This is a genomic window from Sphingobium mellinum (genome assembly GCF_037860795.1).
In the GTDB taxonomy this organism is placed as follows: Bacteria; Pseudomonadota; Alphaproteobacteria; order Sphingomonadales; family Sphingomonadaceae; genus Sphingobium; species Sphingobium mellinum.
In genome coordinates this window covers 97152-123802 of sequence record NZ_JBANRK010000007.1, presented here as the reverse complement: position 1 = coordinate 123802, position 26651 = coordinate 97152, and the positions used below count along the sequence as shown (strand labels likewise).

Annotated in this window: 22 protein-coding genes; 9 read left to right on the top strand and 13 right to left on the bottom strand. The window is 63.7% G+C overall.

All coding sequences use genetic code 11. The annotated features are described in order from the left end of the window. Nucleotides 1-235: 235 nt before the first annotated feature. Both AAC640_RS10580 and AAC640_RS10575 read right to left on the bottom strand, forming a co-directional pair. Nucleotides 236-1351, bottom strand: a complete 1116-nt coding sequence (locus AAC640_RS10580; protein WP_340266084.1) for a DUF7064 domain-containing protein — start codon at nt 1349-1351, stop codon at nt 236-238. A 53-nt stretch (nt 1352-1404) separates the two neighbouring features. After that, a complete protein-coding gene (locus AAC640_RS10575; protein WP_340266083.1) occupies nt 1405-2880 on the bottom strand; it encodes a phosphotransferase family protein in 1476 nt (491 codons plus the stop codon). Nucleotides 2881-3140: 260 nt separating this feature from the next. Here AAC640_RS10575 and AAC640_RS10570 point away from each other — a divergent pair, with 260 nt between their 5' ends. After that, on the top strand, nt 3141-4133 hold the full coding sequence (locus AAC640_RS10570; RefSeq protein ID WP_340266082.1) for an Lrp/AsnC family transcriptional regulator: 993 nt from the start codon (nt 3141-3143) through the stop codon (nt 4131-4133). Nucleotides 4134-4243: 110 nt separating this feature from the next. Here AAC640_RS10570 and AAC640_RS10565 read toward each other — a convergent pair whose 3' ends face one another. Next, the gene (locus AAC640_RS10565; RefSeq protein WP_340266081.1) at nt 4244-5140 is read right to left on the bottom strand and encodes a LysR family transcriptional regulator; all 897 of its coding nucleotides are present in this window, start codon (nt 5138-5140) and stop codon (nt 4244-4246) included. 39 nt (nt 5141-5179) lie between these two features. On the opposite strand from AAC640_RS10565, the gene AAC640_RS10560 reads away from it, so the two are divergent. The 3 genes from AAC640_RS10560 to AAC640_RS10550 all read left to right on the top strand — a co-directional run bounded on the left by AAC640_RS10560 (nt 5180) and on the right by AAC640_RS10550 (nt 9057). After that, nucleotides 5180-7147 (top strand): AMP-binding protein, encoded by a 1968-nt coding sequence (locus tag AAC640_RS10560; RefSeq protein WP_340266080.1) that lies wholly within the window; start codon nt 5180-5182, stop codon nt 7145-7147. 187 nt (nt 7148-7334) lie between these two features. Then, nucleotides 7335-7778: a MarR family winged helix-turn-helix transcriptional regulator gene (locus tag AAC640_RS10555; protein ID WP_340266079.1), complete on the top strand. Its 444-nt coding sequence runs from the start codon at nt 7335-7337 to the stop codon at nt 7776-7778. 1 nt (nt 7779) lies between these two features. Further along, on the top strand, nt 7780-9057 hold the full coding sequence (locus AAC640_RS10550; protein ID WP_340266078.1) for an MFS transporter: 1278 nt from the start codon (nt 7780-7782) through the stop codon (nt 9055-9057). A 69-nt stretch (nt 9058-9126) separates the two neighbouring features. Here the strand turns inward: AAC640_RS10550 and AAC640_RS10545 are convergent, their stop codons facing one another. From AAC640_RS10545 to AAC640_RS10520, 6 genes are all read right to left on the bottom strand, one after another. After that, nucleotides 9127-10128 carry an NADPH:quinone oxidoreductase family protein gene (locus AAC640_RS10545; RefSeq protein ID WP_340266077.1) on the bottom strand — a complete coding sequence of 334 codons (1002 nt, stop codon included), beginning with the start codon at nt 10126-10128 and terminating at the stop codon, nt 9127-9129. A 150-nt stretch (nt 10129-10278) separates the two neighbouring features. Then, nucleotides 10279-10572 carry a 4a-hydroxytetrahydrobiopterin dehydratase gene (locus AAC640_RS10540; protein WP_340266076.1) on the bottom strand — a complete coding sequence of 98 codons (294 nt, stop codon included), beginning with the start codon at nt 10570-10572 and terminating at the stop codon, nt 10279-10281. Nucleotides 10573-10585: 13 nt separating this feature from the next. Further along, nucleotides 10586-11230: a maleylacetoacetate isomerase gene (gene maiA / locus AAC640_RS10535; RefSeq protein ID WP_340266075.1), complete on the bottom strand. Its 645-nt coding sequence runs from the start codon at nt 11228-11230 to the stop codon at nt 10586-10588. A gap of 119 nt (nt 11231-11349) precedes the next feature. Further along, complete coding sequence (gene hppD / locus AAC640_RS10530) at nt 11350-12393, bottom strand: 4-hydroxyphenylpyruvate dioxygenase (protein WP_340266074.1); 1044 nt, start codon at nt 12391-12393, stop codon at nt 11350-11352. Continuing rightward, entirely contained in the window at nt 12390-13280 is an 891-nt protein-coding gene (gene phhA, locus AAC640_RS10525) for a phenylalanine 4-monooxygenase (RefSeq protein ID WP_340266073.1), read from the bottom strand. Before phhA ends, hppD begins: the two co-directional genes overlap by 4 nt. A gap of 109 nt (nt 13281-13389) precedes the next feature. Then, the gene (locus tag AAC640_RS10520) at nt 13390-14184 is read right to left on the bottom strand and encodes a transglutaminase-like domain-containing protein (protein ID WP_340266072.1); all 795 of its coding nucleotides are present in this window, start codon (nt 14182-14184) and stop codon (nt 13390-13392) included. A 308-nt stretch (nt 14185-14492) separates the two neighbouring features. Here AAC640_RS10520 and AAC640_RS10515 point away from each other — a divergent pair, with 308 nt between their 5' ends. Next, on the top strand, nt 14493-15203 hold the full coding sequence (locus tag AAC640_RS10515; protein WP_340266089.1) for a spermidine synthase: 711 nt from the start codon (nt 14493-14495) through the stop codon (nt 15201-15203). 6 nt (nt 15204-15209) lie between these two features. Here AAC640_RS10515 and AAC640_RS10510 read toward each other — a convergent pair whose 3' ends face one another. The 4 genes from AAC640_RS10510 to AAC640_RS10495 form a co-directional block, all read right to left on the bottom strand. Then, nucleotides 15210-15377: a hypothetical protein gene (locus tag AAC640_RS10510; RefSeq protein WP_340266071.1), complete on the bottom strand. Its 168-nt coding sequence runs from the start codon at nt 15375-15377 to the stop codon at nt 15210-15212. Nucleotide 15378: 1 nt separating this feature from the next. Then, a complete protein-coding gene (locus tag AAC640_RS10505) occupies nt 15379-15621 on the bottom strand; it encodes a hypothetical protein (protein WP_340266070.1) in 243 nt (80 codons plus the stop codon). Beyond that, complete coding sequence (locus AAC640_RS10500; protein ID WP_340266069.1) at nt 15618-15833, bottom strand: hypothetical protein; 216 nt, start codon at nt 15831-15833, stop codon at nt 15618-15620. The genes AAC640_RS10505 and AAC640_RS10500 overlap by 4 nt, the downstream gene beginning before the upstream one ends. 250 nt (nt 15834-16083) lie before the next feature. After that, nucleotides 16084-18651 carry a TonB-dependent receptor gene (locus AAC640_RS10495; protein WP_340266068.1) on the bottom strand — a complete coding sequence of 856 codons (2568 nt, stop codon included), beginning with the start codon at nt 18649-18651 and terminating at the stop codon, nt 16084-16086. 505 nt (nt 18652-19156) lie between these two features. Between AAC640_RS10495 and AAC640_RS10490 the strand changes: the two genes are divergently transcribed. From AAC640_RS10490 to AAC640_RS10475, 4 genes are read left to right on the top strand one after another with little or no spacing between them, the layout of a single operon-like run. Beyond that, nucleotides 19157-22540: a glycosyltransferase gene (locus tag AAC640_RS10490; protein WP_340266067.1), complete on the top strand. Its 3384-nt coding sequence runs from the start codon at nt 19157-19159 to the stop codon at nt 22538-22540. Further along, nucleotides 22537-23331 carry an AcvB/VirJ family lysyl-phosphatidylglycerol hydrolase gene (locus tag AAC640_RS10485; RefSeq protein WP_340266066.1) on the top strand — a complete coding sequence of 265 codons (795 nt, stop codon included), beginning with the start codon at nt 22537-22539 and terminating at the stop codon, nt 23329-23331. The genes AAC640_RS10490 and AAC640_RS10485 overlap by 4 nt, the downstream gene beginning before the upstream one ends. After that, a complete protein-coding gene (gene mprF / locus AAC640_RS10480) occupies nt 23328-25958 on the top strand; it encodes a bifunctional lysylphosphatidylglycerol flippase/synthetase MprF (RefSeq protein ID WP_340266065.1) in 2631 nt (876 codons plus the stop codon). Before AAC640_RS10485 ends, mprF begins: the two co-directional genes overlap by 4 nt. Further along, entirely contained in the window at nt 25955-26641 is a 687-nt protein-coding gene (locus AAC640_RS10475; RefSeq protein WP_340266064.1) for a winged helix-turn-helix domain-containing protein, read from the top strand. Before mprF ends, AAC640_RS10475 begins: the two co-directional genes overlap by 4 nt. The last annotated feature ends 10 nt before the right edge of the window (nt 26642-26651 follow it).

The window sequence follows — 26651 nt, the reverse complement described above, 5'->3', positions numbered from 1 at the left end:
GCCTTCCTCTACGCCGCCGCTGCCCTGGTCCTCATCAGGCGCATCGCTCGTTACGCATGAGATTCAAGACGGGCTCTGAGAATTAAAGATTTCATCTGCATTATAAATCCCCTCTTTGTCATTACTTGCAAATAAACGTATCTACGACGTATTTTTATAGTTATAGCAGGTTTTATTCTTGATTATTCAAACGGCAGGATGAGGCCGACATCGGCATGCCGTCCTCATAGCGTCGTCATTCCTTTAGTGTCGGCGTATAGGCCCAGCCTTCGCGCGGGCCGCAGACATTGTTGACCAGCCCGACGCCCTTGGCTCCATTGAGCTTCAGTTCGACAAGGCGATCCTGGATATCGAAATGCCAGCGATCCTCATCGCCATTCCTGCTGTTCCGAAGGTCTTTCAGAGTAGACGCCTTGTTGAAGTCCCACGTTTCGCCTTCAACCAGAAGCGGCCCGCGGTCCAGACCATGGCGGTCGTCATAGCCCTGGCCGGCATTGAAGAAGGGCTGCTGAATGGCATTCGCCTCCAGCGTCCAGATCTTGCCATCTTCGTCGGTGAATTCCCACTCGGCCTTGCTCCACAGGCGGGTACTGCCCGGAGCGGTCGTGTCCTCGTCGAAATGGAAGCGATGCCGCGCCTTGACCAGCCGGGTTACGCGGCCATCGTCATGCATGATCCCGCCGTCTTCCAATATGTAATTGTTACCCGGCACCGGCACATGGAAAAAGGTGAAGTTCAGGCTGAAACCGTCGAAATGGCCCATGATCCAGAAATAGGCTTCGACATGGCGCATCAATCCCTTGCCGCGCACGCCCCAGGTACGGTCACGCACACCGACATAGCGATTCAGCTCGATCCTTTCGCCTTCGATCGTGATGGCGCCGTCAAAATAGGCCATCTGGGTGAAATGGGTCATCGGGTGGCTGGGAACGTCCAGCTTGTTGTAAAGGAAGGGCGCCGCCCGGGCGGTCACGTCGATCGACCCGCTAATGCCATAGGGATTCTCGCCCAGGGAGAAGCGATGCCGCTTCATCGGCTCGATGGTTTCGATCGCCAACGGTCCGACGACGCTGTTATTGCGGTCCGTCGTGCTTCCGTCGCGCGCGATGTGCCTGGAGGCGCGGACATTATGCTGCACCCCGTCGCGGATGACGCAGAAGGAGCCATCGATGACTCCATGGCCGCTGACGTTGGGATATGTGCCCAGCCCCGCGGCGATGTAGGTCCTTCCGTCCAGCCCATGGCATCCAAACCAGGTGCGATCCATGAAGTTTTCATTCTTGTCCGCGACAGTGTCCAGCGTGTCTCCGGTCTGATGGATGAAATAGTCATCCCAAGCTGTAAGCGCCATCTGCCTGCCCTTCGAAAGTTGAAATCATGGTTGCCGATCGCCCGGCGGTGGTCCTAGCCCTGCGCCTTGGCCCGTTCGGCCTTCTCGATCGCTTGCGCCATGCGTGAAGCCGGCGTCTGGACGAAGGAGGCCAGCACCAGCAATTCGGGATGGACCTCGGGAAGGGAATAAAAGCGGAACTCTGATTCCAGCATTACGACATACATCCCGAAATATCGGAACACATTGCAATATTCCCGCTCGAAGGCTGTTACCGGCTTTCCGCCTGCCTCGATATAATATTGCATGAAGGATTCAGCATCCTCCTCATTGGGGAGGGACGCCAGAAGCCCCGCCAGATCTTCGGCTCTATGGCCAAGATGCGACATCTCCCAATCGAGGATGCCGGTAATCTTCTCATCCTGCATCATGATGTTGTGAAGTGCATAGTCACCATGGATGAGGACTGGCGGCTCGTTCGTGCGCGGCAGGTTGGCGCGCAGCCAGTGCGCGGTCGCTTCAATCGACGGTGAATTTTCCAGGCCGGTCGATCGCCACAATCTGATCCACCGCCCCAGATAGTTGTCGACCGCCTCGCTTGCAGTAACGCCGACCAATCGCGTGTCGATGTGGCTTTGCCGCAGGTCGGGGTCGGTCGCGTCGAGAGGCAGGGCGTGAATTTTCGCAAGATGGATCGCCAGCGTGCGAAGCTGCGACGCGCTGAGCCGCTGGGCGTGAACCACCGTGCCGAAATTCTTGCCCTCGACCTTGCGCGTCACGAGAAACTGCGTGCCGTATCGTTCGACATCGCCTTCATGCCAGAGGGGTTCGGCCACCAGCATGTCATGGGCATGAAGGTAGCGCAGAAGATGATATTCCCCGCCCAGGTCGCGCCCCTCGATACCGAGTTGCAAGCCGGTCTCTGCACGCGAAACCAGGTCCCAGACCCGGCCTTTGGCATCCTCCAGCTTGAAGAGGGTCGTTTCGTTTGCAAAACCGCCGATCAGGCTGGTGCATTCGACGACACGCGCGCCATCCAGTTCTGGAACCCGCATGCGGGCCGAACTTTCCAGCATTTCCTCGACGTTGCGCTTCTGGGCCGCTGCCGTTTGCGGCGCGGGAAGCTTCAGAAGTTCGGATTCCCACTGGCAGAGCGAAGCGATAACTGCTCCCCATTCTTCCGACGGGTCGTTCGGATAGCTGGATTTTGCAACCAGCGATGACAGCAGTCGCCTCAGCGTGGCGAGCAGGTCGAGAGCCGATGCCTCGCCTTCATTCTTTTCCAGGCTGGCCGGCAAGCCGTTCAACTGAGCGATCAAGGGGGCCGAATTATCGTCCTGGCCAACCAGCCTGGCCAGCCGAACCGCCAGGAGATACCCCTTGGCATAGAGATCCTCCGCGCGGCCCGCTTGATCGTGACGGATCAACTCGCTGGCGACAGTCATCGCCGCCATATGATCCATGTCCGATTCCGGCACATCATAGCGCCGCGCGATCCGGTTGATCGATTCGGCCATCGCCTCAAGAAGGCGGCCCTTGTCCAAGTTCATGACCCTACTTTCAGGTAGTTCCGCTCGGGCTTGCCGGAGCGCCATCCTCAATTCCGGCGGGATGCTCCGCCTTCCGTGACCGGATACTCCTGTCGAACAGTTTGGTCAAGGACCAGACTGCTCATATGACTATAAATGCGACAATGATATCTAAAAGCGTAAAAAATGGCGTGATATATTGCTGATATGGTACAAAATTGGCTCCTTCGCTTTGCAGCCCCCATTCGGCGCGCTATCTGGTGGCCATTCGGGGAGGGACAATGACCAGCAAAAGCGTGCAAAAACTCGTGCTGACGGAAGTGGACCGAGCCATCCTCGACGCGCTGGCGGCCGACCCGTTGGCCAGCGCCCGCGCCGTCGCCGAAAAGCTGGGCGGGTCGGTCGCTCAGGTGACAGGCCGCATGCGCGCGCTCGACCGCCGCCGTGTGTCGCATGTGCTGGCGGTACTGGATCTGGCGGCCGCCGGAGAGCAGGTGTGTTTTCTGTTGCTGGAAGTGCGGGGCCGATCGCTGGAGGCCGTGGCCGCGCACATCAAGCCGATCGCTGAAGTCATGCTGATCACCAAGCTGATGGGGGGGCCATTCGATCTGCTGTTGATGATTCGGTTTGGCACCACCGCGGCGCTTCACGATTTGGTGGCCAACCGTATCTGCACGATAGCCGGGGTATATCGCTTCACTGTGTCCGTCGTGCTGGACATTCCTTCGTTCCAGCCGCGCTATGTCCGGTTTGACTCCTCGCGCGAACCCAAAGCCGATTTTACAGCCACCATGGGCGAGGTGGCCCGGGTGTTTGCCGGCCAGGTCGACGAGCTTGATTGCCAGATCATTACGGAGTTGCTCGCCAACGCCCGCCAGTCGATCAATATGATCGCGCGCAAATACCAGATGAACGCCAGTACTATTCGTTACCGTGTCCGCAGCCTTGAAAGCCGAGGCTTGTTGCGTTTCATCACCGTTCTAGATCCGCAGGCGCTGGGCATCCGGGAATTTGCACTGATTGAGATCGAGCCAAGGGCAAACTGCCTTTCCGACGTGGTCGCAAGTCTGCGAGGGCGGTCTTGGTTGCCCCAGATGTTCGTGACGACCGGACCTGGTCCCATCAAGGGCATCATGCATGGGGAAGACAAGGATGCGATCAAGCGGATCAAGAACGAGGAACTGGCCGCGATCGACGGGATCATCGACGTTACAATCTCGACCCTCTCTGGATCATATAAGAACGACACGAGATGGGGTAACAAATACGCCTGATCATATCGTCGGAGGGTAGGAGGGATTACGCAAAAGGGATTTGCGCCGATACGGTTATGCGGCGCGGCTTCGCTCCCCCCGGCTGGTCCTTATGCGCTGGCGAGAGCTTGTCAGAAGCCGGAGCGGAACTGGTCCACCTCGCTGACGATGAAGTCGATCGCTTTGCGGATGTGACTCAGCTCATGGAGGTCCGCGTGCACGGTCAAATAGTAGGGCAGCTCAATTTCCACCGTGTCGGCAAGGATCGGGCGCAGCGTGGGCTCCGATCGGGCGAGGTAGTGCGGCAGCGCGCAGACGCCTGCTCCGCCCACCGTCGCCTTCATCTGGGTAACGAGATTGCTGCAACCATATTGCGGCACTATCCGGGGATTCACTTCCGAAATATAGTTGAGCGACGGATCGTACATCAAGCTGCTGACCCAGTTGATGACGGGGTGCGCAGTGAGATCCTCGACGGTGCTGATCTCCGGGTGCGAGGCCAGATAGTCGTAGGACGCGTAGAGACCGAGGCGAAACATCGTCAGCTTGCGGGAGAATAGTCGCCCCTGATCGGGACGAGCGATGCCGATCGCGATGTCCGCTTCGCGCTTCGACAGGCTCAGTATGCCGGTCAAAGCCACCAGATCGATGTGCATGCCCGGCAGTTCCAGCTTCAGCTTCGCCAGTCGCGGTGCCATGAAGTAGGTGCCGAACGCATCGGTCGCGCCGATCCGCAGGCTGCCCGTCGTGCTGTTCTGGAGATCATCGACCCGGGCCTTTGCCCCCATGACGCTCACTTCGACGCGCTCGGCCGATGACGTCAACGCCTCACCAAGCGCGGTGAGCCTGTAGCCCTGGGGACTTCTGTCGAAAAGTTGAGCGCCGAGTGACGCCTCAAGGGAAGATATCCTGCGCCCAACCGTGGCGTTGTCCACGCCCAGGGCTTTGGCGGCGTTGCTGAGGGTGCCGGCCCGCGCGACGGCCAGGAAGAACCTGAAGTCGTTCCAGTCCAGTGTCTCGGTTCCCATGGCGCTCCTTTCGCTCAAATCCGTCAGAGCCTTCGATGCATGGCGCCGCTTCGGATCGGATGCCGCCCATGTCCCCCGCCATTGCCGGCCCTGCGTGGCAGGAGACATGTCAGCCTATCGCCAATTTACCGTTCTGCAATTCTGCATATCATCTTTTCATCTTTTCCTCTTCACGGCTTTGGTCCGGCGACGCATCCTGCGCCGCGTAAACAGAGAGAACGGCAGAGGAGAGTCTACGGGCATGGTGCATGCTTTCGATGCGCGCGGCGCTTGGGCCACGCCATGCCTTTCAGGGGTGACATGTCCTCTGCATCCTCCCGTGCGATCGCAGTGTTGATGCGAACTGACGGCGTTCCCGATGAATGGGCCCTGGTCCGCGGCGGCTTCGAACCTCCGCTGCTTGACCTCAGCATCCCTGAATCCCTGCTCGAAGCGGAACGGCGGTGGCCGGATGGCGAGGCAGTCGTCTCGGTCCATCAGGGCATCAGGCTCACCTTCGCCGAATTGCGGCGACGCGCCGACGGACTGGCGCTCGGCTTCCTCTCGCTAGGCCTGGCCCCCGGGGATCGCGTCGCGGTCTGGTCTCCCAACTCCATCGAATGGCTGCTCGCGCAGCTTGCGACCGCCACGGCCGGCCTGATCCTCGTAAACCTGAACCCGGCGTACAGACGCAATGAAGCCGAATTCGCACTGAGAAAGACGGGTGCGAGGGTGCTCGTCGCCGCTTTACGCCACAAGACGTCGGACTATATCGGCATGGCCGAGGACATGGACCTGCGTCCTCTTGGAGGAACCGGAAGCGCCTGCCCGGATCTCGAGTTCGTGGTGAAGGTGGGTGGCGACAGCCGGCAGGGCTGGATTGACTTTCAGGATCTTGAACAGCGCGGGGTCGAGCATCGGGCGGACCTCGATGCGATCAGGAGCACCTTGTCACCGAGCGATGCGGTTAACATCCAGTTCACCAGCGGCACGACAGGCATGCCCAAGGGCGCCACCCTCTCGCACCGGAACATCCTGAACAACGGCCTCTTCACCGGCGACGCCCTGCGTCTGCGCGCCGGCGAGCGCGTATGCGTGCCGGTGCCGCTGTACCATTGTTTCGGCATGGTGATGGGCAATCTCGCCTGTCTGGCCCACGGTGCGACGATCGTCTACCCGGCTCCGTCCTTCGATCCGCTTGCGACGCTTCGTACCGTGAGTACGGAGCGGTGTACCGCCCTGTACGGCGTGCCGACCATGTTCATCGCGATGCTCCAGCATGACGAATTCGCCACCTTCGACCTGACAAGTCTGCGCACGGGAATCATGGCCGGGGCGCCTTGCCCCATCGAGGTCATGCGCGAGGTCGTCGAACGCATGCATATTCCGGAGATCATCATAGCGTACGGCATGACCGAAACGAGCCCGGTGAGCTTCGCAAGCTCTGTAGATGACCCGCTTCCGCTCCGGGTCGAGACGGTCGGTCGGATCATGCCTCATCTGGAGGCGAAGATCATCGACGGGTCCGGCGAAACGCTCCGGGTCGGCGACGCGGGCGAGATCTGCGTCCGCGGCTACTCCGTTATGATCGGTTATTGGGACGAGCCTGAAGCGACCCGTTCGGTACTCGACGACGACGGCTGGATGCGGACCGGAGACATCGGCAGCATAGACCAGGACGGTTTCTGCAGGATTGTTGGTCGTCTTAAGGACATGATCATCCGGGGCGGCGAGAACATCTATCCGCGAGAGATTGAGGAGTTTCTCTACCAGCATCCCGCTATCGAGGAGGTGAGCGTCTTCGGCATCCCCGACGAACGGTTCGGAGAGGAGGTATGCGCCTGGATCAAGATCCACGATGCCCATGTGCTCGACGAGGCGGGAGTCCGCGCATACTGCGCCGATCGCATCGCGCACTATAAGGTGCCCAAGATCATTCGTTTCGTCGACGCGTTCCCGATGACCGTGACAGGCAAGATCCAGAAGTTCGAGATGCGCAAGATCATGGAGCAGGAAACGCCGCGATGAAACGGCTGTTGCGCTCCCTGCCGCCTGTAAACTTTCGGACCTCCACAAGGGGCGGCTGACCATCACTACCGCGCCACATGCACCTCGGCCTCTTTGCCGGCGGGCCTAGAATCTCCGACGACGTCGACAAAAGGCTCCAGGCACCGACTGCACGGCTGTTGCATGCGATGTCATATGCATATACATGATGCATATGCATCATGATTCGATCAGCAGCCCTTGTGCCTGTACAACGCTTCGCAAGGCGGGCCGGGCGGTATCGCGCGTGTATGACGATGCGCTGTCCCGCCACGGCATCAGCACGACACAGTTTGCAATCCTGCGCCACGTCGCAAGAGGCGAACCGATAGGGTTGAGCCAGCTTGCCGACCAGCTCGTGATGGAACGAACGACGCTTTATCGGGGGGTGGCACCGTTGGAAGCGAAAGGCTGGGTCGCCGTGGAGCAGGGGCCGGGAAAGGCGCGGATCGCCTCGCTCACCGCCGCCGGCCGTGCGGCGATGCAGGAGGCGGAGGTCGACTGGCACGAGGTTCAGGCGCGAATGGTGGGCGCGCTGGGCGCGGACCAGTGGGCGACGCTGCAATCGGTGTTGCGCACGGTGACGGAGATTGCCCGGCAGGAGATATATTGAAATGACCGCGATCCTTTCCCGCCTGCCGCTTGGGACTCGCGGCTACGCCGCTATCGTCGTGGCCGTCACCTTTGTCGCCCTGCTGGTATCGGCAGGGTTGCGATCAGCGCCAGGCGTGATGATGCTGCCGCTCCAATGGCATTTCGGCTGGGACCGCGCGACCATCTCGGCCCCAGCCGCCGTCGGCATCCTGCTCTACGGGTTGGTCGGCCCCTTCGCCGCAGCGTTGATGCTTTCCATCGGGATCAAGCGGACGATGCTGGGCGGCCTTGCATTGATGTCCACAGCGACCTTTGCAAGCTTGTGGATGTCGGAGCCATGGCAATATGTCCTGACCTGGGGCGTCTTCTCCGGCATCGGCAGCGGCGCGGTAGCGTCGGTTCTGGCGGCGGCGGTCGTCAATCGCTGGTTCGCGGCGCGTCAGGGTCTCGTCATGGGTCTTCTGACGGCGAGCACGGCCACCGGCGCTCTCGTCTTCCTGCCCGTGCTCGCCTGGCTGGGGCAGGGTAGTGCGTGGCGCCCCGTGGCGCTGACCGTCGCGATCGCCAGCGCCTGCGTGATCCCGCTCGTGCTGCTGTTCGTGCCGGAGCGCCCGCAGGATCTGGGCGTGGGCCGCTTCGGCGAAACGCAGGAAAGCGCTCCCCCTCCGCCGCTCAAGCAGGCGGCAACCGCGGGCCTCGCCTTCACCGCGCTCCTGCGCGCGAGCCGGTCGCCGGTGTTCTGGCTGTTGTTCGGTACGTTCTTCGTCTGTGGCCTGACCACCAATGGCCTGGTCGGCACGCATATGATCGCGTTCTGCGGCGACCATGGCATTGCACCCGTCCAGGCAGCGGGACTGCTGTCACTGATGGGGCTATTTGACCTGATTGGCACCACCGCATCGGGCTGGCTGACCGACCGCTACGATCCGCGCAAGCTGTTGTTCGTTTACTACGGGCTGCGCGGGCTGTCGTTGATGGTGCTGCCCTTCCTGGATTTCAGCGCCTACAGCCTCTTGGGCTTCGCGATATTCTACGGCCTCGATTGGATCGCGACCGTGCCGCCGACGGTCAAGCTGGCCAATGTCCACTTTGGCGAGCGCGATGCGCCTGTCATATTCGGCTGGATCATGGTCGGCCACCAACTGGGTGCGGCCACGGCCGCGTTCGGCGCGGGCGCCATCCGCGAATGGTCAGGAACCTATGCTCCCGCGTTCATCATCGCCGGCGCCTTCGGCGTGGTCGCCGCTCTGGCTATCTTGGGCGCGCAGGCGCGAACTGCCGAGCCGGCACTGGCCTGAGGGCCATTCGCCAGCGTCCCGCGCTTCCACCCGGCGTGATGCCGCCAGCCGGTCTTCCACCGGGCGCCGCTATTGCTCCACGGCCACGACCATCTTGCCAATGGCGTCGCGTGAGGCGAGGCAGGCAATGGCCTTGCCGCCCTGCTCCAGCGGGAAGACATGGGTCGCCCTGGGCGCGATCTTGCCATCGGCCCAGAGGTTGAACAGCGTCGTCACGTCCCGCGCGCAGGCGTCCGGATCCCGCTCGGCAAAGGCGCCCCAGAAAACGCCGCAGATGTCGCTGCCTTTAAGCAGCGGCAGGTTCAGCGGGATACGGCTGATCCCGGCAGGGAAGCCGATGACCAGGTAGCGGCCGCCCCAGGCGATGGAGCGCAGCGCCGGTTCGGCATAATCGCCGCCCACCGTGTCGAAGATGACGTCGAACCCCGCCGTGCCGCCCATCTCCTTGAACCGCCCGCTCAATTCGCGCATCATCTCGCGGTCGAACGGGCCGCGATCATAGACCAGCGCCTGGTCCGCGCCGCCGCGGAGCGCGACATCGGCCTTTTCCTCGCTGGAAACGGCGGCGACGACATGGGCGTCGAGCGCCTTGCCGAGTTCGACAGCGGCAAGGCCCACGCCTCCCGCGGCGCCCAGCACCAGCAGCCGGTCGCCCGATTGCAACCGCCCGCGACCCTTGAGGCCATGCAGCGCCGTCCCATAGGCGTAAAGCAGGGCGGCGCCTTCGTTGAAGCCATGGCGCGCGGGCAGCGAGAATATACGGCGTGCATCCACCGCGACCTGTTCGGCCAGGCCGCCATGCAGGGTCACGCCGATGACGCGGTCGCCAGGCTGCCAACGCGTGACGCCGGCGCCGACGCTCCGGACCACGCCGGCAACTTCGCCACCCGGCGCGAACGGGCGCTGCGGCCTGAACTGATATTTGTCCTCGATGATGAGCAGATCGGGAAAGTTGATCGCGCAGGCCTTGATGTCCAGCACGACCTGCCCGGGACCGGCGACCGGATCGGGCATGTCTTCGATCACCAGATCGTCGGGACCGCCGGTCTGGCTGGAAATAAGTGCGCGCATCCGATGTTCCTTTCGATCCACCGCCCTCGTTCGTGCAACTGGCCCGCGCCCGGGACGGTCGTTCACATGCGCGGGCAAGGACCGGCTGCCGACAAGGGTGGATAGGGGCGCCTTATTCCGCGCGGCCCCTGCAATGACAAGGGCGCTCGCTTACCCCGGCACGAACCGGTTGATCTTTTCCGCCAACGCCACGTCGCGGGACGATACGGCGCCCGCATCGTGCGTCGTCAGCCAGATTTCAACGCGGTTATAGACATTGCTCCATTCCGGGTGATGGTCAGCCTTGTCGGCCTCGATCGCCACGCGCATCATGAAGCCGATGGCCTCGGCGAAATCGGCGAAGCGGAAGGCGCGATAGAGCGCGCGGCGATCGGTATCATAAACCCAGCCCGGCAAGATGGCGAGCGCCTTGGCGACTTCCTCGCTGGATAGGCTCTTGATCATCCTGACCTCTTCATCATGCGTCGGCGTCGGGCTGGACGTCGGGACGGGCTGACTGGACGGCCGGCAGCGCCGCCGCCGCATCGCCGGCCGCCACCAGCCGACTATAGGGCGTCAGATCGACATTGTAACGGCGCGCGCCGTAAATTTGCGGCACGAGATAGCAATCCGCCAGGCTCGGCGCGTCGCCAAAGGCATAGGCACCGCCATGTCGCGCGATCAGCCGTTCCAGCGCCGCGAAACCTTGCCCGATCCAGTGATGAATCCAGGCCTGCACCTGGTCCGCGTCAGCGCCGAACGTCGATTTGAGATGCCTCAGCACTCGCAAATTGTTCAGCGGATGCACATCGCATGCGATCAGCGCCGTCATGGCACGCACCGTTGCTGCGGCGTCGGGATCAGCAGGCAGCAGGGCGGGGCTGGGCCATCGCTGATCGATCCATTCGAGGATGGCCGGGCTTTCGATCAGAATCTTCCCGTCCGCTTCCAGCGCCGGCACCAGCCCATGGGGCGCGATCGCCAGATAGGCGGGGTCGCGCTGATCGCCCCGACGCAGGTCATGCGAAACCTGCTGATAGTCGACGCCCTTGAGGTTGAGCGCGATGCGAACCCGATAGGCGGCCGTCGAGCGCCAATAGCCATGGAGGACGATGCCGCTCATCGGGCAGGAACTGCGCGCGCGCGGCAGCAGTCGCCGCCGCCCGGTAAGCGGATCGGTTCCTTGCCGTCGGCGGCCGGCATCCCCGGCATGCCTTCGCTGAATATATTCATGTCCGATCCTCACGCATCGACGGAGATGACGCCCCGCCGGATCTGGTCCAGCTCGATGCTTTCGAACAGCGCCTGGAAATTGCCGTTGCCGAAACCCTCATTGCCCTTGCGCTGGATGATCTCGAAGAAGATGGGGCCGAACATCGGCTCGGTAAAGATCTGCAGCAGGATGCCTTCGCTGTTTTTGACGCTGCCGTCGATCAGGATGCGGTTCTTCCTCAGCCTTTCCAGATCTTCGCCATGGCCGGGCACGCGCTTGTCGACCAGGTCATAATAGGTGTCGATCGTGTCCTGCAGCCGCACGCCGCGCCCCCGCAGTCTTTCCACCGTGTCGTAGATATTGTCGGTCGTCATGGCCAGGTGCTGGATGCCCTCGCCATGATATTGGCGGATGAATTCCTCGATCTGGCTCTTGTCGTCCTGGCTTTCGTTGAGCGGGATGCGAATGGCATGATCGGGCGCGATCATCGCCTGGCTGAACAGGCCGGTCGCCTGCCCCTTGATATCGAAATATTTCTGCTCCTCGAAATTGAAGAGCGTGCGATAGAATTCGCTCCACACCCGCATCTGTCCGCGCCGGACATTGTGGGTAAGGTGGTCGAGCAGGTCGAGCCCGACATTGTTCTTCGCCTCTTCTTCCCGCCACCCCGGGAATTCGGCCCAATCGGCATAGAGATCTTCGCCGTCCCTGACGAAATAAAGATAGGATCCGCCAATCCCCTGGATCACCGTATCGTCCTCGTCCGTTGGCCGGGCGCCATGGTCGAGCGCCCAGGCCATGGCGGCTTGCGGATCGGCGACGCGGAACGCCATGGCGCTGGCCGACGGGCCATGCTCGCCGCGAAAGGCCGCGACCCGGCCGGCATCGTCGCGATTGAGCATCAGGTTGATGCGCCCCTGCTTGTAGCGCGTGATATTCTTTGTGGGATGGCGGTGGCTCGGCACGAAGCCCAGCGCCCTGAACTGCGCCGCCATCTCGTCCGGGTCGGGCGAGGTGAACTCGACAAATTCAAAGCCGTTGAGGCCAAGCGGGTTGGCGACGTCGCTGGTCATGATCTGCGATCCTCCCGATCGGTCAGGGTGTTGGCCTTCGACCGGGCGTGGTCCTGCGTCCCGATGGTGTAGAGCTTGTCCTGCGGCAGGATCGTCGCTACCTCCAGGTCGCTTTCCTGCTCCAGTTCCCGATACAGCGGGGCGAAATCCATCTCTACGGTCTGCCTGAGGAGATCGTCGAAGCTTTCGATCACGAAATAGGTCTGTTGATAGTCGTCGATGCGATAGCGGGTGCGCATCACGCGCTTGAGGTCAAAGCCGATGCGGTTGGGCGAAACATCGTCCAGCGCGAACAGGGATTCGCCATGAGAAGAAACGATACCCGCGCCATAGAGCTTCAGCGCGTCGCCCTGCCGGATGAGGCCAAATTCGACCGTGTACCAGTAGAGCCGGGCAAGATGGTCGATGGAACCCAGGCCATCCGCCCGCAGTCCGCCTTCGCCATAGGCCTGCATGTAATCGGCAAAGACCGGATTGGCGAGCAGCGGAACATGGCCGAAGACATCGTGGAATATGTCCGGTTCCTGTAGATAGTCGATCTGGTCCGGGCGCCTGATGAACCGTGCCGCGACGAACCTGCGGTTGGCGAGATGGTCGAAGAAGACCCGGTCGGGCACCAGGCCCGGCACGGCGACAACCTGCCAGCCGGTCGCCCGCATCAGCCGATCCGACAGTTCATCAAAGTCCGGGATGCCGCGCCTTGCTATCCGCAACATGTCGAGCCCGTCCAGGAACTCCTGCACGACGCGGCCGGGCAGCATTTTCGCCTGACGGTCGAACAGCCGGTCCCACAGGGCATGGTCCTCCGGCGTGTAGGAGGACCAGTCCTGTGGGATGGTCCAGTCCGGCGCTATGCCTTCGGGTCGCTCTCCACCTTCGCTCGCCATGTCCGGATTGTCTCACATCGCATTCGAAATTGGCTTTCAAAATTTAACGCAAATTGGGGCACGGGTGAAACAGGATCGCACAAATATGGCATGAAGTGACCGATTTGTTTCAAGCCTCCGCCATGTCGTCAACGCGCGTCACGCTGACTTGCTGGTTCACCAGTTCGGCATAGCCAAAGATCGTCATGAACGAGATGTCGGTCGCGTCGCGCCCCACGGCGATGCGCAGCAGGCCTTCGACCGGCGCAAGGCCGCTGGCATCGACCAGATGCCAGGCGTCATTCAGCCAGACATCGACGACGGCATGGAAATCGGGCGGATCGAGCTGCCAGGCATAGGCCGATACCAGGCGCGCGGGGATGCCGGCCGCGCGCGCGAAGGCCGCCATCACATGCGAAAAGTCCCGGCACACGCCCTCGCGCGCCACGAAGCTGTCGACCGCGCTGGTCGTCCCATGGCTGGCGCCCAGCCGATATTCGATGTTGCGGCCTATCCATTTCGCCATGGCATCGATCTTCGCGCCGCCTTCGAAATCCGCGAATTCGCGCGTCACGAACGACGCGAACCGGTCGGACTCGCAGAAGCGGCTGGGCCAGAGATAGGGGATCACATGCGCGGGAAGGTCGGCATGGGCGGATACCGGCAATCCGACAAGCGAGCGTGCCGCGCGTTCCACATCGAACGTGCCGTGATATTCGGCCGTAAAGTCGCCCTGCGCGCAGGCCCATGTCCTGCGGCCGATCCCGTCGTCGCTCGGCACGGTCTGCAGCGCGGTCATGCTGCTGACGGTGAGCAGGTCGTCGACCAGCCACTGCTCCGCCGTCTGCGCGCCCTCGACCGCCAGGAGCACGTCAGCCCGCTCCGGCATATGATAGGCGAGCTTCGCTTCTACTTTAAGGCGCATTGAAATTCGGTCTCCTTGCGACCCGCTGTGCGCCGCTGGCCGGTCAACAGTTTGGCGACGCTCGCGTTCCCCTGCGCGCTTAGGGCGAAAATACATAATGTGCGAGCTTGACGATGAGCGCAAAGCGCGCCGTCCTTCACCCGCTGAAACCGGGCAAGCCGCACAGCGCGCTTGCAAAGAGGGTGCAAGGCGATCATTGCTCCAGATCAACGCGCAATGGACGCCATGCTGGTTTACGTCGCGAAATCCGGGAAAGCGACAGCTACGGCATGAGTGACTATGACGCTGTGCGGCAGCGCACCGACGACATGGAGGCGGGTCCCACCCACGAGCGGGGGCAAGGCGGCCTGCCCATAGAGACGATCGATATCGCGCACATCCCGGACGGCGGGAAATTGCACCTGCTTAAATGCGGCAAGGAATTTTCCATCCAGTTCGGCCAGGACGAACTGATGGGCAGCCAGGACCATGTGTCGGAAAAGGCACTGGCGACGCTTACGAGCCAGCGCCTGGCCGGGAAGGACGGGCATGTCCTGGTCGGCGGGCTGGGCATGGGTTTTACCCTGGACGCTGTCCTGGCCGCCTGGACCGCGAATGCCGTGGTGACCGTCGCCGAACTGGTGCCCCAGATCGTGACCTGGGCCAGGGGTCCCCTGGCGCATCTGTTCGGGGACAATCTTTCCGATCCGCGCGTCAACTTGCGCCTGGCCGATGTCTATGATGTCATAACGGAGCAGGCCGACCGGTTCGACGCTATCCTGCTGGATGTCGATAATGGACCAGACGGGTTCATCACCGCCGGAAACGACCGTCTCTATTCCCATGAAGGCCTTGCGGCGGCCTATGCCGCTTTACGGCCGGGCGGGATATTGTCGGTCTGGTCATCCTATCCGGACGACATTTTCGCGGGCAGGCTCGAAGAAACCGGCTTCGATGTCGACGAGATTGTGCTGCCCGCCTATACCGGCAGCAGGCAGCGCTGGCACAATATCTGGTTCGCGGCCCGGCCCGCGCGCTGAAGGCCGCTAGCGGGGACGCGAGGCCGCCGCCTGCTCCCGCGATAGAACGGACAGGATCTTGGCGTAGGCCCGCGCCCGCTCTTCATGTTTACGCTTTTCGGCAGGGCAGGTGGCAAGATCGGCATGATCCAGCGCCGCCTGCCTGCGGCCATCGACAAGATCCATCCTGGGCATGCTATCTCCGACTGAAGGCGGGCGTCCATTGACGCGCCATGTGAGACGCGGACCGCTGCACCGCCCCATCGATCAGCTTGTCCTTCATCAGGATCCGCAAGGCGTCGGCGTCCCTGGGGTCGAGCATCACGACCCGGGCGCCACCCGACACCAGCGCTTCGATGGCGGATATGCGAAAGGCGTGCTTGTCACAGGCCGCCTTGATGACGTCTGTCGTGGCCCAGAGGTTGACGACCCGGCTCATGCCGCACCGCCTTCAGCGTTGAAGGGAAAGGGATTGAAGGCGGTCGACCCGTCCGGCCGCTCCGACCGATAGGGATGGGGATGATGGCGGATGCGCGCGGCATATCCTATCGCCAGCCGCTGATGGACGCGGCTCGCCGCGGGGCTATGGGCAATCCGGGTGCGAAGCAATTCTTCCTGCTCACGCTTCAACAGGTAATTCAGATCTTCCATGACGAGGCTCCTCGGCTGGCAAGCGGGAGCACGATAGTCTCTCTGTCACGGCGAATGCTTGCAGCAAATTTCGCGCAATAGATGGACCCTAGCAGGAAATATGGCGAACGTCTTGTGCTAAATCGGCGTGAATTTTCCGCAATTTGGCGTCATCGACGCGATCGGCATTTACTTACGCGCACATGGATTCACGCAATAAAAATGGCGCGCTGTTCATCACAGCGCGCCATCCCTATTTCCGTCGTGCCGATCAGAACTTCACGGATGCTTCGATGCCGTAGGTGCGCGGCGCGTTGAAGTTGCCGTAGTCGCCCAGTACGTTGCTGATGCTGCCGTTCGCGACGCTGCTCGTCGGCGCGCCGGGCAGGCTGTTCGACGGATCGCGGCGGAACACATATTGTTCGTTGAACAGGTTGCGGCCCCACAGGCTCAACGTCAGGCTGCGGCCATTGCCGGTCCCGATGTCGGCCAGCGAGATGCGGCCGTTGAAGATCAGCGAGCTGTCGGCCTTCGTCGCGAACTGGTCGAAGGCCTGGGTGGCCTGCGCATAGTTGCCGTCGAAGTGGAACTTCAACTTCGTGTCGCCGCCGCCGACCGGAACCACATAGTCGATCGATCCGCTCGCGGCATTGCGCGGGGTGAAGACGATGTAGAAGTTCTGATAGACCGTGGTCGAAGCACCGGTCGAATCCGTTGCGGTGATCAGCACCGGCGGGATCTTCGTATAGGTGTATGCGTAGGACGCGTTCAGAGTCAGGCCATCGATCGGCTCGACAGTCAGGTCAGCTTCGACGCCCCGGATCTTGGTTGTGCCAGGCGCGTTGATGGTGACCAGGTTGTTGAAGCTGCTCGTTCCGACGAACTGGATCGAGCTGATGTCGACCTGGCTGTCCTTGCGGTCCATGATGTAGCCGGCGACGTTGAAGCGGCCGCGACCGTTCCAGAAGTCGGACTTCAGGCCGACTTCGTAGGACTTCACGTCTTCCGGATTGAAAGCCTGATAGTTGGACGTGCGCGAGCTGGCGCCACCGGCGCGATAGCCGGTCGCATATTTCGCATAGACGTGCAGGTTGCGGCTCACGTCATAGGCGACGGTCGCCATCGGATTGAAGCGGTTCCAGGTCGCATCCAGCGGGCTGTAGCCGGCGCCAGTCAGGAAGGCGGCCGTGGCCGTGTCATAATTGACGTTGCGCGAATAGTGCAGAACGCCCTTCTTTTCGTCATGCGTGTAGCGGCCGCCCACGGTGATGTGCAGCGCGTCCGTGGCGTTCCAGGTCAGCTGGCCATAGGCAGCGTAGCTCTTGGACCAGACTTCCGACGCGCGGTCGATCGAGCAGCCATTGACGGCCTGGCCGACGAAGGCCGGGGTCGACGCGGTGCAGAAAGAGATCGGAGCATAGTTGTAGCCGGTGATCACGCCGGCCCCGTTGCGGATGGCGACCGCACCCATCGAGCTGGGCGTCGCGGCGTCGTCGCTGACATGTTCGTTGAAATAGAACAGACCCGCGACATAGTCGATCGACCCGACCGTGCCGACCGCCTGCAGTTCCTGGCTGAACTGGCGCTGGCGCAGGTCGGCAAGGCTGTAGCGGCTGAAGGTGCAGGGCGAGGCCGCGGTGCAGCCGGCAGCGGAGCTGCCGAGGGGCGGATTCACCAGCGGCGGACGGTGAGCGCCGCCCGAATTGTCCCACTGGGTCGCGTCGACGCCGCGCCATGCGGTGATGGAGCGCAGTTCGAGTTCATCGCCCAGATGCCATTTCAGCGTGTTGGTGAAGCCGTGCGTCTTGTCCACGCTGACCTGCTGCGGCACGCCGATATCGGCGTCGCCCATGCGGCTGTTGCCGTTGACGACCACGCCCGGCAGGAGCGGCTTCACCGGACCGCCGGTCAGGTTGGTGTAGGCGGTGCCAGGCAGAGTGCACGCCGGCTGCGAAGCCTGGGTGCCATTGGCGCAGTTGTTCGGATTGTAGTTCAGCAGCTGGCTGTAGAAGGGCGTGTTCTCGTCCTTCGCCACGTCATAGGCGAAGTCGTTGGTGATGGTGTCGGTTGGCTGCCAGCGAACCGCGGCGCGCGCGCCCTTGCGGTTGTAATAGTTCCAGCCCTTCTGGCCCGCGAGCGGGTTTTCGGTGGTCGCGTCCTGATGCTGGAACACGCCGTCCAGCTTGATGCTGAAGCCAGCAATTGCCGGCAGGTTGATGTGCGCGTTGGCGGTGCGGCCGCCATAATTGCCCGCGCCGGCTTCGACGTGGCCACCGAATTCGCCGGTGGGCGCCTTGCTGACGATGCTGAGCGCGCCGCCTTCGGTGTTGCGGCCGAACAGTGTGCCCTGCGGACCTTTCAGCACTTCGACGCGCTCGACATCGAACAGCGCCGCGTTCAGGCCGTGCTGGCGGCCCATATAGACGCCGTCGACATAGATGCCGACACCCTGTTCGCGGGCGGGCTGGTTGGCGTCGAGCGGCACGATGCCGCGAATGCCGATGGTGAGCGCGGACTGGCGCGCTTCGAAGGTCGCGATGCGCAAGCTGGGAACAGCGCCGTCGGCGAGGTCGTAGAGGCTGGAGACGTGGCGGTCCTTCAGGGCCTCCGTGCTCATCACAGCCATGGAGATCGGCGTTTCCTGAAGATTGGTTTCGCGCTTCGTCGCGGTGACGATGATGGTGCCAAGGCCGGCGTCCGCATCTGCGTCAGCCATGGCGTTCGCGGCCGGAGCGGCAGGCTGTTCGGCGGTGGTGCTGGCGAGAGCAGGCGCGGATACCGACGCCAGCAGCAGGCCGCATAGCGATGCGCGCAGCACGGTGGTGGAAGAGCGAATCATGTGTAACCCCTTTTGATATCCATTCGAGTGGATGCTTTGCGGGGCCGGGCACTAGGCGCACATGACAACAGTTTTGTGACAATGATTGTCACATAATCAGTATTGGAATTTCATTTTCGCGTCATATTGGCGCTTTCAGCCTATTATTCTGGAATGATGGCGGTGCTATCCTTGGCTTCAAGGTTAACTTATGAACTCTTTACGACAAAATATGGAATGTTTACTTGCCGCCCGTCCTTGCGCCGCTCCCTGACTGTGGCCGAGCGTGGGAATGTTCGCCTGACCAGGTCGCGGCCCGTTCTTGCCTTGCAGACATCCTGTCGGCGCCCTGCCCGGACCGTCCGCGCGAGATGGGCCCCAACATCATGAAAAAAACGTAATCTGCCGCTCATTCGCTGGAGCGAAGACATGATCTATTGGGGACGACGGCTATCTCTTGTGGCCGAAAAGTGAGAGGCGGCGTGTCCCCTGTTGCGCCGCCTCTCCCGACCTTCCGGATGGATAGATGCAAAGGCCGATCTTCTACGATGCGAGTGGGCGCCGTCGCCGCCTGACTTTGCCGGCATTATGTATTTTGCTGATCGCCATTCTGGCCGCTGCCGTCGCGTTCGGCCTGACAATCGTCGAGGTCCCGGTGCCGCCCGCCATGCCGGTCCAGATGGAGCGGCCGCGCGCTGAAGGCATCGGCCAGCGCCTCGGGCAGATCGGCTACACGCTGCGCCACGGACTGGCGAGCTGGCTGCCCCGGGGTGGTCGGGCATTGTCCGCGCACCCGGTGAATGTCGGCTTCTACGTACCCTGGGACGATGCCAGCCGTGCCTCGCTGCGCGAACATATCAAGCGGATCGACTGGGTGGCGCCCTCGCTGCTCTACGTCACCGGGCCGCAGCACCAGCTGCGCGTGACGAACGATCCCGCCTTTGTGTCGATCATGCGCGCCAGCCGCCGTCGCCCGGCCGTCCTGCCGGTGCTGCAGAACGCGCGGGATGGCGCCTGGGACGGCGCCGGGGCCGCAGCGCTGCTCCACGATCCGCGCGCGCGCACCGCGCTCCTCGGCCAGATGCTGCCGGCGCTCCAGGCGCTGCACGCTGCGGGCGTGGTATTCGACCTTGAAGCGCTGCCGGCAAGTTCGCAGGCCGACTATCTCGCTTTCCTCACCCAGGCGGCGCCGTTGCTGCGCGCCCATCACTTGCTGGTGACGCTGACGGTGCCAGTGGGGGACCCCAGCTGGAACCTGCGCGCCTACGGCCGCATCGTCGACCGCCTGTTCCTGATGGATTATGACGAACATTATGCCGAAGGCCCGGCCGGCCCGATCGCGTCACAGCCCTGGTTCGTGCACCGTCTGCGCGAAGCGTTGAGCATGGTGCCGCCGGCCAAGGCGATCGTCGCGGTCGGCAACTATGCCTATGACTGGACTGAAGGCAGCAAGGCCGGCGCGGCGGCGCTGTCGATCGAAGATGCGTGGCTGTCCGCCCATGATGCGGGTGCGCCGATACGCTTCGATCCGCGCAGCGGCAATGCGACCTTCGACTATGTGCAGGACGGGCAGGTCCATCATGTCTGGATGCTCGATGCGGCGAGCGGCTGGAACCAGATTCGCGCGGCGCGGCTGTCGGGCGCGGGCGGTGTAGCTCTGTGGCGCATGGGATCGGAGGATCCCGGCTTCTGGCCCGCGCTTGAAGGCAAGAATGATGCCGCCAGGGACCTCGGCCGCCTGACCAGCTTCAACTCGGTCGATGTCGAAGGCAGTGGCGAGATTTTGCGTATCGACGATGTGCCGACGATCGGCCAGCGCAGCGTCAGGCTGGGTTCGGGTCCGACCAGCGGCCTCATCGTCGACGAACATTATGCCAGCTTGCCCACGCCCTATGTGATCCGGCGGACGGGCTATCACCCGCGTCTGGTGGCGCTGAGCTTCGACGATGGCCCGGACGCGAGCTGGACCCCGCCCATCCTCGACATATTGAAGCGCGCCCATGTCCCGGCGACCTTCTTCGTGGTGGGCGAAAATGCGCTGATGCATCCAACCCTGCTGCGGCGGATCATCGCCCAGGGCAGCGAGATCGGCAACCACAGCTATACCCACCCCAATATGGCCCAGGTGTCGGAACGGGGCGTGTCGCTGGAGCTGAACAGCACCCAGCGGCTGGTGGAGGCCTATACCGGCCGGGCCATGCGCCTGTTCCGCGCGCCCTATTTCGGTGACGCCGAACCGACGACGGCCGACGAAATCGGCCCGGCCCTGCAAGCGCAAAGGGCGGGATATCTGAATGTCGGCCTGCACGCCGATCCCGGCGACTGGCGCCGGCCGGGCGTCGACGCGATCGTCGACCGGACGGTTCGGGCGGTTCAGGGAAGCAACCCCGACCGGTCCGCCCAGATCGTGCTGTTGCACGACGGCGGCGGCGATCGCGCGCAGACGGTGGCGGCGCTGCCCCGCATCATCAAGGCGCTGGAGGCGCGCGGCTATCGCTTCGTTACCGTGTCGCAACTGGCCGGCCTGTCGCCCGCGCAGGTGATGCCGCCGATAACAGGCGCTGACCTGGCGGCCGTGCGTATCGACGTCGCCATATTCCTGGTCGTCGCCGCGATCGTTCTGGTGCTCAAGTGGCTGTTCTTCGCGGTCATCCTGCTCGGCATCGGGCGCGCGATCCTGCTCGCGGCCCTGGCCCTGGGCAGCCGGATGCCGTCGAACCAAGTCGAACCGCCCGCGATCGAGCCTTCGATGTTCGTGTCGGTCATCATCCCTGCCTATAACGAGGCCAAGGTGATCGAACAGTCGGTGCGGCGCGTGCTCGCGAGCGAGCAGGTCGTGCTGGAGGTCATCGTGGTCGACGACGGGTCGACGGACGGAACCAGCGCCATCGTCGCCGATGCGTTCGCGGGCGATCCGCGCGTGCGGCTGCTGACGCTGACCAACGGAGGGAAGGCGGCGGCGCTCAACCGCGCCCTGACCATGGCCACCGCGCCGCTCATCATCGCGCTCGACGCCGACACGCAGTTTGAGCCGCTGACGATCGCCCGGTTGGCGCGCTGGTTCGTCGATCCTGAACTGGGCGCGGTGGCGGGCAATGCCATGGTCGGCAACCGCGTCAACCTGGTGACGCGCTGGCAGGCGGTCGAATATGTGACGGCCCAGAATCTGGAGCGGCGCGCGCTTGCGCGGTTCGGCGCCATCACCGTGGTGCCGGGCGCGGTCGGCGCGTGGCGGCGGGCCGCGCTGGATGCCGTCGGCGGCTATCCGGTCGACACGCTGGCCGAGGACCAGGACCTGACCATCGCGATTCAGCGTGCTGGCTGGCGCGTTGCCTATGACACCGAAGCGGTCGCCTGGACCGAGGCGCCGGAAAGCTTCCGCGCCCTTGCAAAGCAACGGTTCCGCTGGGCCTATGGCACGCTGCAATGCCTGTGGAAGCATCGCGGTATCTGGCGCGAAGGGCAGCCTGTCGGCCTGGCCTGGGTCGGGCTGCCGCAGGCCTGGATGTTCCAGATCGGCTTTGCGCTTGTCTCGCCCATCATCGACCTGGCGCTGCTGTTGAGCGCGGTCGACACGGGCGTGCGCATCCATCAGCATGGCTGGGCGCAGACCCAGAGCGACGTGCTGCGCATGGGCGTCTACTGGCTCGCCTTCACCGCCATCGACATCCTGTGCGGTGGGGTCGCCTATCGGCTCGAGCCTCGCGAGCGTCGCTATCCCGCGCTGCTGCTGGTGGCGCAGCGCTTCGTCTATCGCCAGATCATGTACAGCGTCGTGATCCGGGCCGTGTGGAACGCGATATTGGGGCCATGGGTCGGATGGGGCAAGCTGGAGCGCAGCGGCCGCGTCCAGTCGGGCGGCGGCGCCCACGCGGCGACGCAGCCACCTGGATGGAGCCGGGCGGCGTGAAGGCGCCCGGCTACACGCTGCTGGGGCTGGTCGGTGCTCTCCTGCTGGCGCTGTGGCATATCGGCTATTTTGGCGGCCAGCTGTTCCAGGTGCTGCCCGCCACCGCGCCTGTGCCCCCGCAGCGGCGCGCCGTCGCGCTCTATCTGTCGGGGGACATGGGCTTCCATGCCGGTCTCGGCCCCGCCATAGCGCAAAGACTGACCCGGCGCGGCATCACCGTGGTTACGGAAAACAGCCTGAATTTCTTCCGCGTCCGCCGCACGCCGGAGGAAACCGGCGCGATGATCGCCGACGGGCTGCGCCGCGCGCTGGCGGTCGATCCGCGCGCCCGGCTTTTGTTGATCGGCCAGTCCTTCGGTGCGGACGTGATCGCTCCGTCGCTGCCCTATGTTCCGGCCGAACTGCGCCGACGCATCGCCTTCATCGGCCTGATCGTGCCCGGCGCGACGCGGGAATGGCGCGCTTCGCCGTCCCAGATATTTTCCATCTGGGAGCCCGAGGAAAATGCGATCACCGCCGCCAAGCGATTGAGCTGGGTGCCGCTGCTGTGCCTCCATGGCGAGGCAGAGGACGACAGCCTGTGCCCCTCGCTGCGCCAGGCCAATGCCACGGTGGTCGAACTGCCCGGCGGTCACGCGCTGCGCCATGATGCCGCTGCGGCGAGTGGCGCGCTGCTGGGTGCGATCGATCGGGTGCTCGTCCCGTCGGACTATGCCGGCCGACCCCAGGCGGGCGTCAACGATGCGCGCCGGGCAGCGCGACCCGCCATCATCGAGGAAGCGGCGCGATGACACCGGCCATCCGTCTTTCCGACCGAAGCCGGACCAGCCTTGCCATCCTGGCGCTGCTGCTGGTGACGGGGCTTGCCTTCGCCGCCCTTCACGAACTGCTGGGCGCGGTCAGGATGCGCGATGTGCGCGCGGCCTTCCACGCCATTCCGGACTGGGCGATCGGCGCTTCCGCCCTGCTGACGCTTCTCAGCTATCTGGCGCTGACCTTCTACGATCATATCGCGTTGCGTATATTGGGGCGGAAGATCGGCTGGCCGACGGCGGCGCTGGCGTCCTTTTGCAGCTACACGCTTAGTCACAACCTCGGTCTTTCCCTGCTGACCGGCGGGTCGGCGCGCTTGCGCATCTATCGCGCGGCGGGCCTTGGCGCGGGAGACATCGCACGGGTCATCGCATCGGCGAGCTTCGCTTTCTGGGGCGGGGTCATCACGCTGGCGGCGATGCTGATGGCGGTGCGGCCTGTGCCGCTGGTGCTGGGCACGCTGTCCCTGGATTCCGGGGTCGAACAGATCATCGGCATCGCGGGCATCGCCCTGATCGCCGGCCTGCTCTTCATACTCGGGCGCCATCGGCCGCCGGTGCATCTGTTCGGCTGGACGCTGGCGTTGCCGACGCCCCGACAGGCGGTCGCCCAGATTGGCATTGCCTGCATTGACCTCGCGATGGCGAGTGGGGCGCTGCTGGTGCTGGTGCCGCATGCCAGTATCGGGCTGTTCCCGACCTTTTTCCTTGGCTATGCGCTTGCCATCATCGTCGCGCTGGTCAGCCATGTGCCGGGCGGCATCGGCATATTCGAAGCGGTGATCCTGGCCACCTTGCCCGATGTCGACCGGCCCAGCCTGATCGCGGCGCTGGTCGCCTATCGCGTGCTCTATTATTTCATCCCGCTGCTGATCGCGATCGTGCTGATCGCCGGACATGAAGGCGCGCTGTGGCGCAAGCCGCTGCGGCGTGTGGCGAACGGCGCGCAGGTCGTCGCGGGGGCGATCGGGCCTGCCATGCTGGCGACGCTGGTCGCGGCGGGCGGCGCGGTGCTGCTGGTGTCCGGATCGCTGCCCGCCATCCCCGCGCGATTCCGGGCGGTGAGCAGCGTCGTGCCGATGCCCTTCGTCGAAGCGTCGCACCTTGCCGCCAGCATGATCGGGGCGCTGCTGATCCTGCTCGCCTCCGGGCTGTACCGGCGGCTGGACGGCGCTTTCTGGCTGACCCGCCTGCTGCTGGTGGCCGGCGCCGTCTTCTCGCTCATCAAGGGGCTGGATTATGAAGAGGCGATGGTGCTGCTGGTCATCGCCGGGCTGCTGCAATGGAGCCGCAGCGCCTTTTATCGCCGGACCAGCCTGACCAGCGCGACACTGTCGCCCGACTGGATCGCGGCGCTCGCCATCGCCGTGGGCATTTCAATCTGGATCGGCTTCTTCGCCTACAAGCATGTCGATTATCAGAATGAGCTGTGGTGGCAGTTCGGGCGCCATCATGACGCGTCGCGCTTCCTGCGCGCGGCGCTGGCGACCGGCGTTGTGGTGATCGGTGCCGCGCTGTGGGGATTGATGCGGCCCGCATCGCTGCGCGCGGCAGGCCTGTCCGTGTCCCGCGTGCCCAGTCGTCCCGCGCTGGCGCTGGCGCAGCGCAGCGATGCCTTCCTGGCGCTGACGGGCGACAAGCTGTTCCTCTTCTCCCCGACGGGAAACGCCTTCCTGATGTTCCAGGTGCAGGGACATAGCTGGATCGTGATGGGTGATCCGGTGGGCGACCCGGCCGAATGGCCCGACCTTCTCTGGCAGGTCAGGGAAATGGCGGATGCGGCGCAGGGCCGGCTGCTCATTTATCAGCTGAGCGTCGATTCGCTCCCCTTTGCGATCGACCTTGGCCTGTCGGTGGTCAAATATGGCGAGGAAGCGCGCGTCGACCTCAGCCGCTTCACGCTCGACGGGCCAGACGCGCGGCCGCTGCGCTATGCCGTGCGCCGGGCCGAACGCGAAGGCGCGGTCTTTGAGATCGTGCCCGCCGAACGGATCGGGCCGTTGCTCCCCGAACTGAAAGCCGTGTCCGACGGCTGGCTCTCGGCGAAGGGACGGCGCGAGCTGGCCTTCAGCGTTGGCCATTTCGACTCCACCTATATGGAACAGTTCGATTGCGCGGTCGTGCGGCGGGAAGGGCGCATCGTCGCCTTCGCCAATATCTGGTCGACGGCCAATGGCAACGAACTGTCGGTCGACCTCATGCGCCATGAGGACGACGCGCCCTATGGCGTCATGGATTTCATATTTTGCCACCTGATGCTGTGGGGCAAGGCTCAAGGCTATAGCTGGTTCACGCTGGGCGTCGCCCCGCTCGCGGGGCTGGAGGCGCGGCGCCTGTCCTCCGTCTGGGTCAAGGCAGGCGCCCTGATGTTTCGCCACGGCGGCGGATTCTATGGATTTCAGGGACTTCGAGCCTATAAGGCGAAGTTTGGGCCGGTGTGGGAACCGCGCTTCATCGCCGGGCCGCAAGGCCTGTCGCTCTGGCGCGGCATGGTTGACCTGCAACGGCTGGTCGGCGGCGGACGGGCGAGCGCGGCGGGTCGCACGCGGCGCGCGGCGATTGAGCCGCCCGCCGGGGCCATGGAGATGAGGGTGGGTCACGCATGAGCTACAAGGTGCTGCTGGTCGAGGACGATGCGACGACCGCCGACTATATCGCCAAGGGTCTGGCGGAGGAGGGCTTCACCGTCGACCGCGCCGACAATGGCCGCGATGGACTGTTCATGGCGACGGAGGCGAGCCATGACGCGATCATCCTCGACCGGATGCTGCCTGGCATGGATGGGATGGCGGTCCTCGCCGCGCTGCGCGCCGCCGGGATCGAAACGCCGGTCATCATCCTTTCGGCGCTCGCCTCGGCGGATGAGCGCATCAAGGGGCTCACCGGCGGGTCGGACGATTATCTGCCCAAGCCCTTCGCCTTTGCCGAACTGCTCGCCCGGCTGCGCATCATCCTGCGCCGGGGCTCTGCCGGCAAGGCGGCTGAAACGCGCCTGGCCTGTGCTGACCTGGAGGTCGACCTTTTGTCCCGCAAGGTAAGGCGCGGCAGCCGCGCGATCGACCTTCAGCCCCGCGAATTCCGCCTGCTGGATTATCTGATGCGGCACAAGGGCGAAGTCGTGACGCGCACCATGCTGCTGGAAGGGGTGTGGGATTATCATTTCGATCCCGGCACGAACGTGATCGACGTTCATATCAGCCGCCTGCGCCGCAAGATCGATGAAGAAGGCGAAGCGCCGCTGATCCATACCGTGCGCGGCGCGGGCTACCGCCTGGGTGAGCAGGGCTGACGCCCGCCAC

Bases quoted from the DNA above. Each gene is read 5' to 3' on its own strand.
- AAC640_RS10580 (WP_340266084.1), bottom strand. From the start codon at position 1,351: ATGGCGCTTACAGCTTGGGATGACTATTTCATCCATCAGACCGGAGAC.
- AAC640_RS10575 (WP_340266083.1), bottom strand. From the start codon at position 2,880: ATGAACTTGGACAAGGGCCGCCTTCTTGAGGCGATGGCCGAATCGATC.
- AAC640_RS10570 (WP_340266082.1), top strand. From the start codon at position 3,141: ATGACCAGCAAAAGCGTGCAAAAACTCGTGCTGACGGAAGTGGACCGA.
- AAC640_RS10565 (WP_340266081.1), bottom strand. From the start codon at position 5,140: ATGGGAACCGAGACACTGGACTGGAACGACTTCAGGTTCTTCCTGGCC.
- AAC640_RS10560 (WP_340266080.1), top strand. From the start codon at position 5,180: ATGGCGCCGCTTCGGATCGGATGCCGCCCATGTCCCCCGCCATTGCCG.
- AAC640_RS10555 (WP_340266079.1), top strand. From the start codon at position 7,335: ATGCATATGCATCATGATTCGATCAGCAGCCCTTGTGCCTGTACAACG.
- AAC640_RS10550 (WP_340266078.1), top strand. From the start codon at position 7,780: ATGACCGCGATCCTTTCCCGCCTGCCGCTTGGGACTCGCGGCTACGCC.
- AAC640_RS10545 (WP_340266077.1), bottom strand. From the start codon at position 10,128: ATGCGCGCACTTATTTCCAGCCAGACCGGCGGTCCCGACGATCTGGTG.
- AAC640_RS10540 (WP_340266076.1), bottom strand. From the start codon at position 10,572: ATGATCAAGAGCCTATCCAGCGAGGAAGTCGCCAAGGCGCTCGCCATC.
- maiA (WP_340266075.1), bottom strand. From the start codon at position 11,230: ATGAGCGGCATCGTCCTCCATGGCTATTGGCGCTCGACGGCCGCCTAT.
- hppD (WP_340266074.1), bottom strand. From the start codon at position 12,393: ATGACCAGCGACGTCGCCAACCCGCTTGGCCTCAACGGCTTTGAATTT.
- phhA (WP_340266073.1), bottom strand. From the start codon at position 13,280: ATGGCGAGCGAAGGTGGAGAGCGACCCGAAGGCATAGCGCCGGACTGG.
- AAC640_RS10520 (WP_340266072.1), bottom strand. From the start codon at position 14,184: ATGCGCCTTAAAGTAGAAGCGAAGCTCGCCTATCATATGCCGGAGCGG.
- AAC640_RS10515 (WP_340266089.1), top strand. From the start codon at position 14,493: ATGGAGGCGGGTCCCACCCACGAGCGGGGGCAAGGCGGCCTGCCCATA.
- AAC640_RS10510 (WP_340266071.1), bottom strand. From the start codon at position 15,377: ATGCCCAGGATGGATCTTGTCGATGGCCGCAGGCAGGCGGCGCTGGAT.
- AAC640_RS10505 (WP_340266070.1), bottom strand. From the start codon at position 15,621: ATGAGCCGGGTCGTCAACCTCTGGGCCACGACAGACGTCATCAAGGCG.
- AAC640_RS10500 (WP_340266069.1), bottom strand. From the start codon at position 15,833: ATGGAAGATCTGAATTACCTGTTGAAGCGTGAGCAGGAAGAATTGCTT.
- AAC640_RS10495 (WP_340266068.1), bottom strand. From the start codon at position 18,651: ATGATTCGCTCTTCCACCACCGTGCTGCGCGCATCGCTATGCGGCCTG.
- AAC640_RS10490 (WP_340266067.1), top strand. From the start codon at position 19,157: ATGCAAAGGCCGATCTTCTACGATGCGAGTGGGCGCCGTCGCCGCCTG.
- mprF (WP_340266065.1), top strand. From the start codon at position 23,328: ATGACACCGGCCATCCGTCTTTCCGACCGAAGCCGGACCAGCCTTGCC.
- AAC640_RS10475 (WP_340266064.1), top strand. From the start codon at position 25,955: ATGAGCTACAAGGTGCTGCTGGTCGAGGACGATGCGACGACCGCCGAC.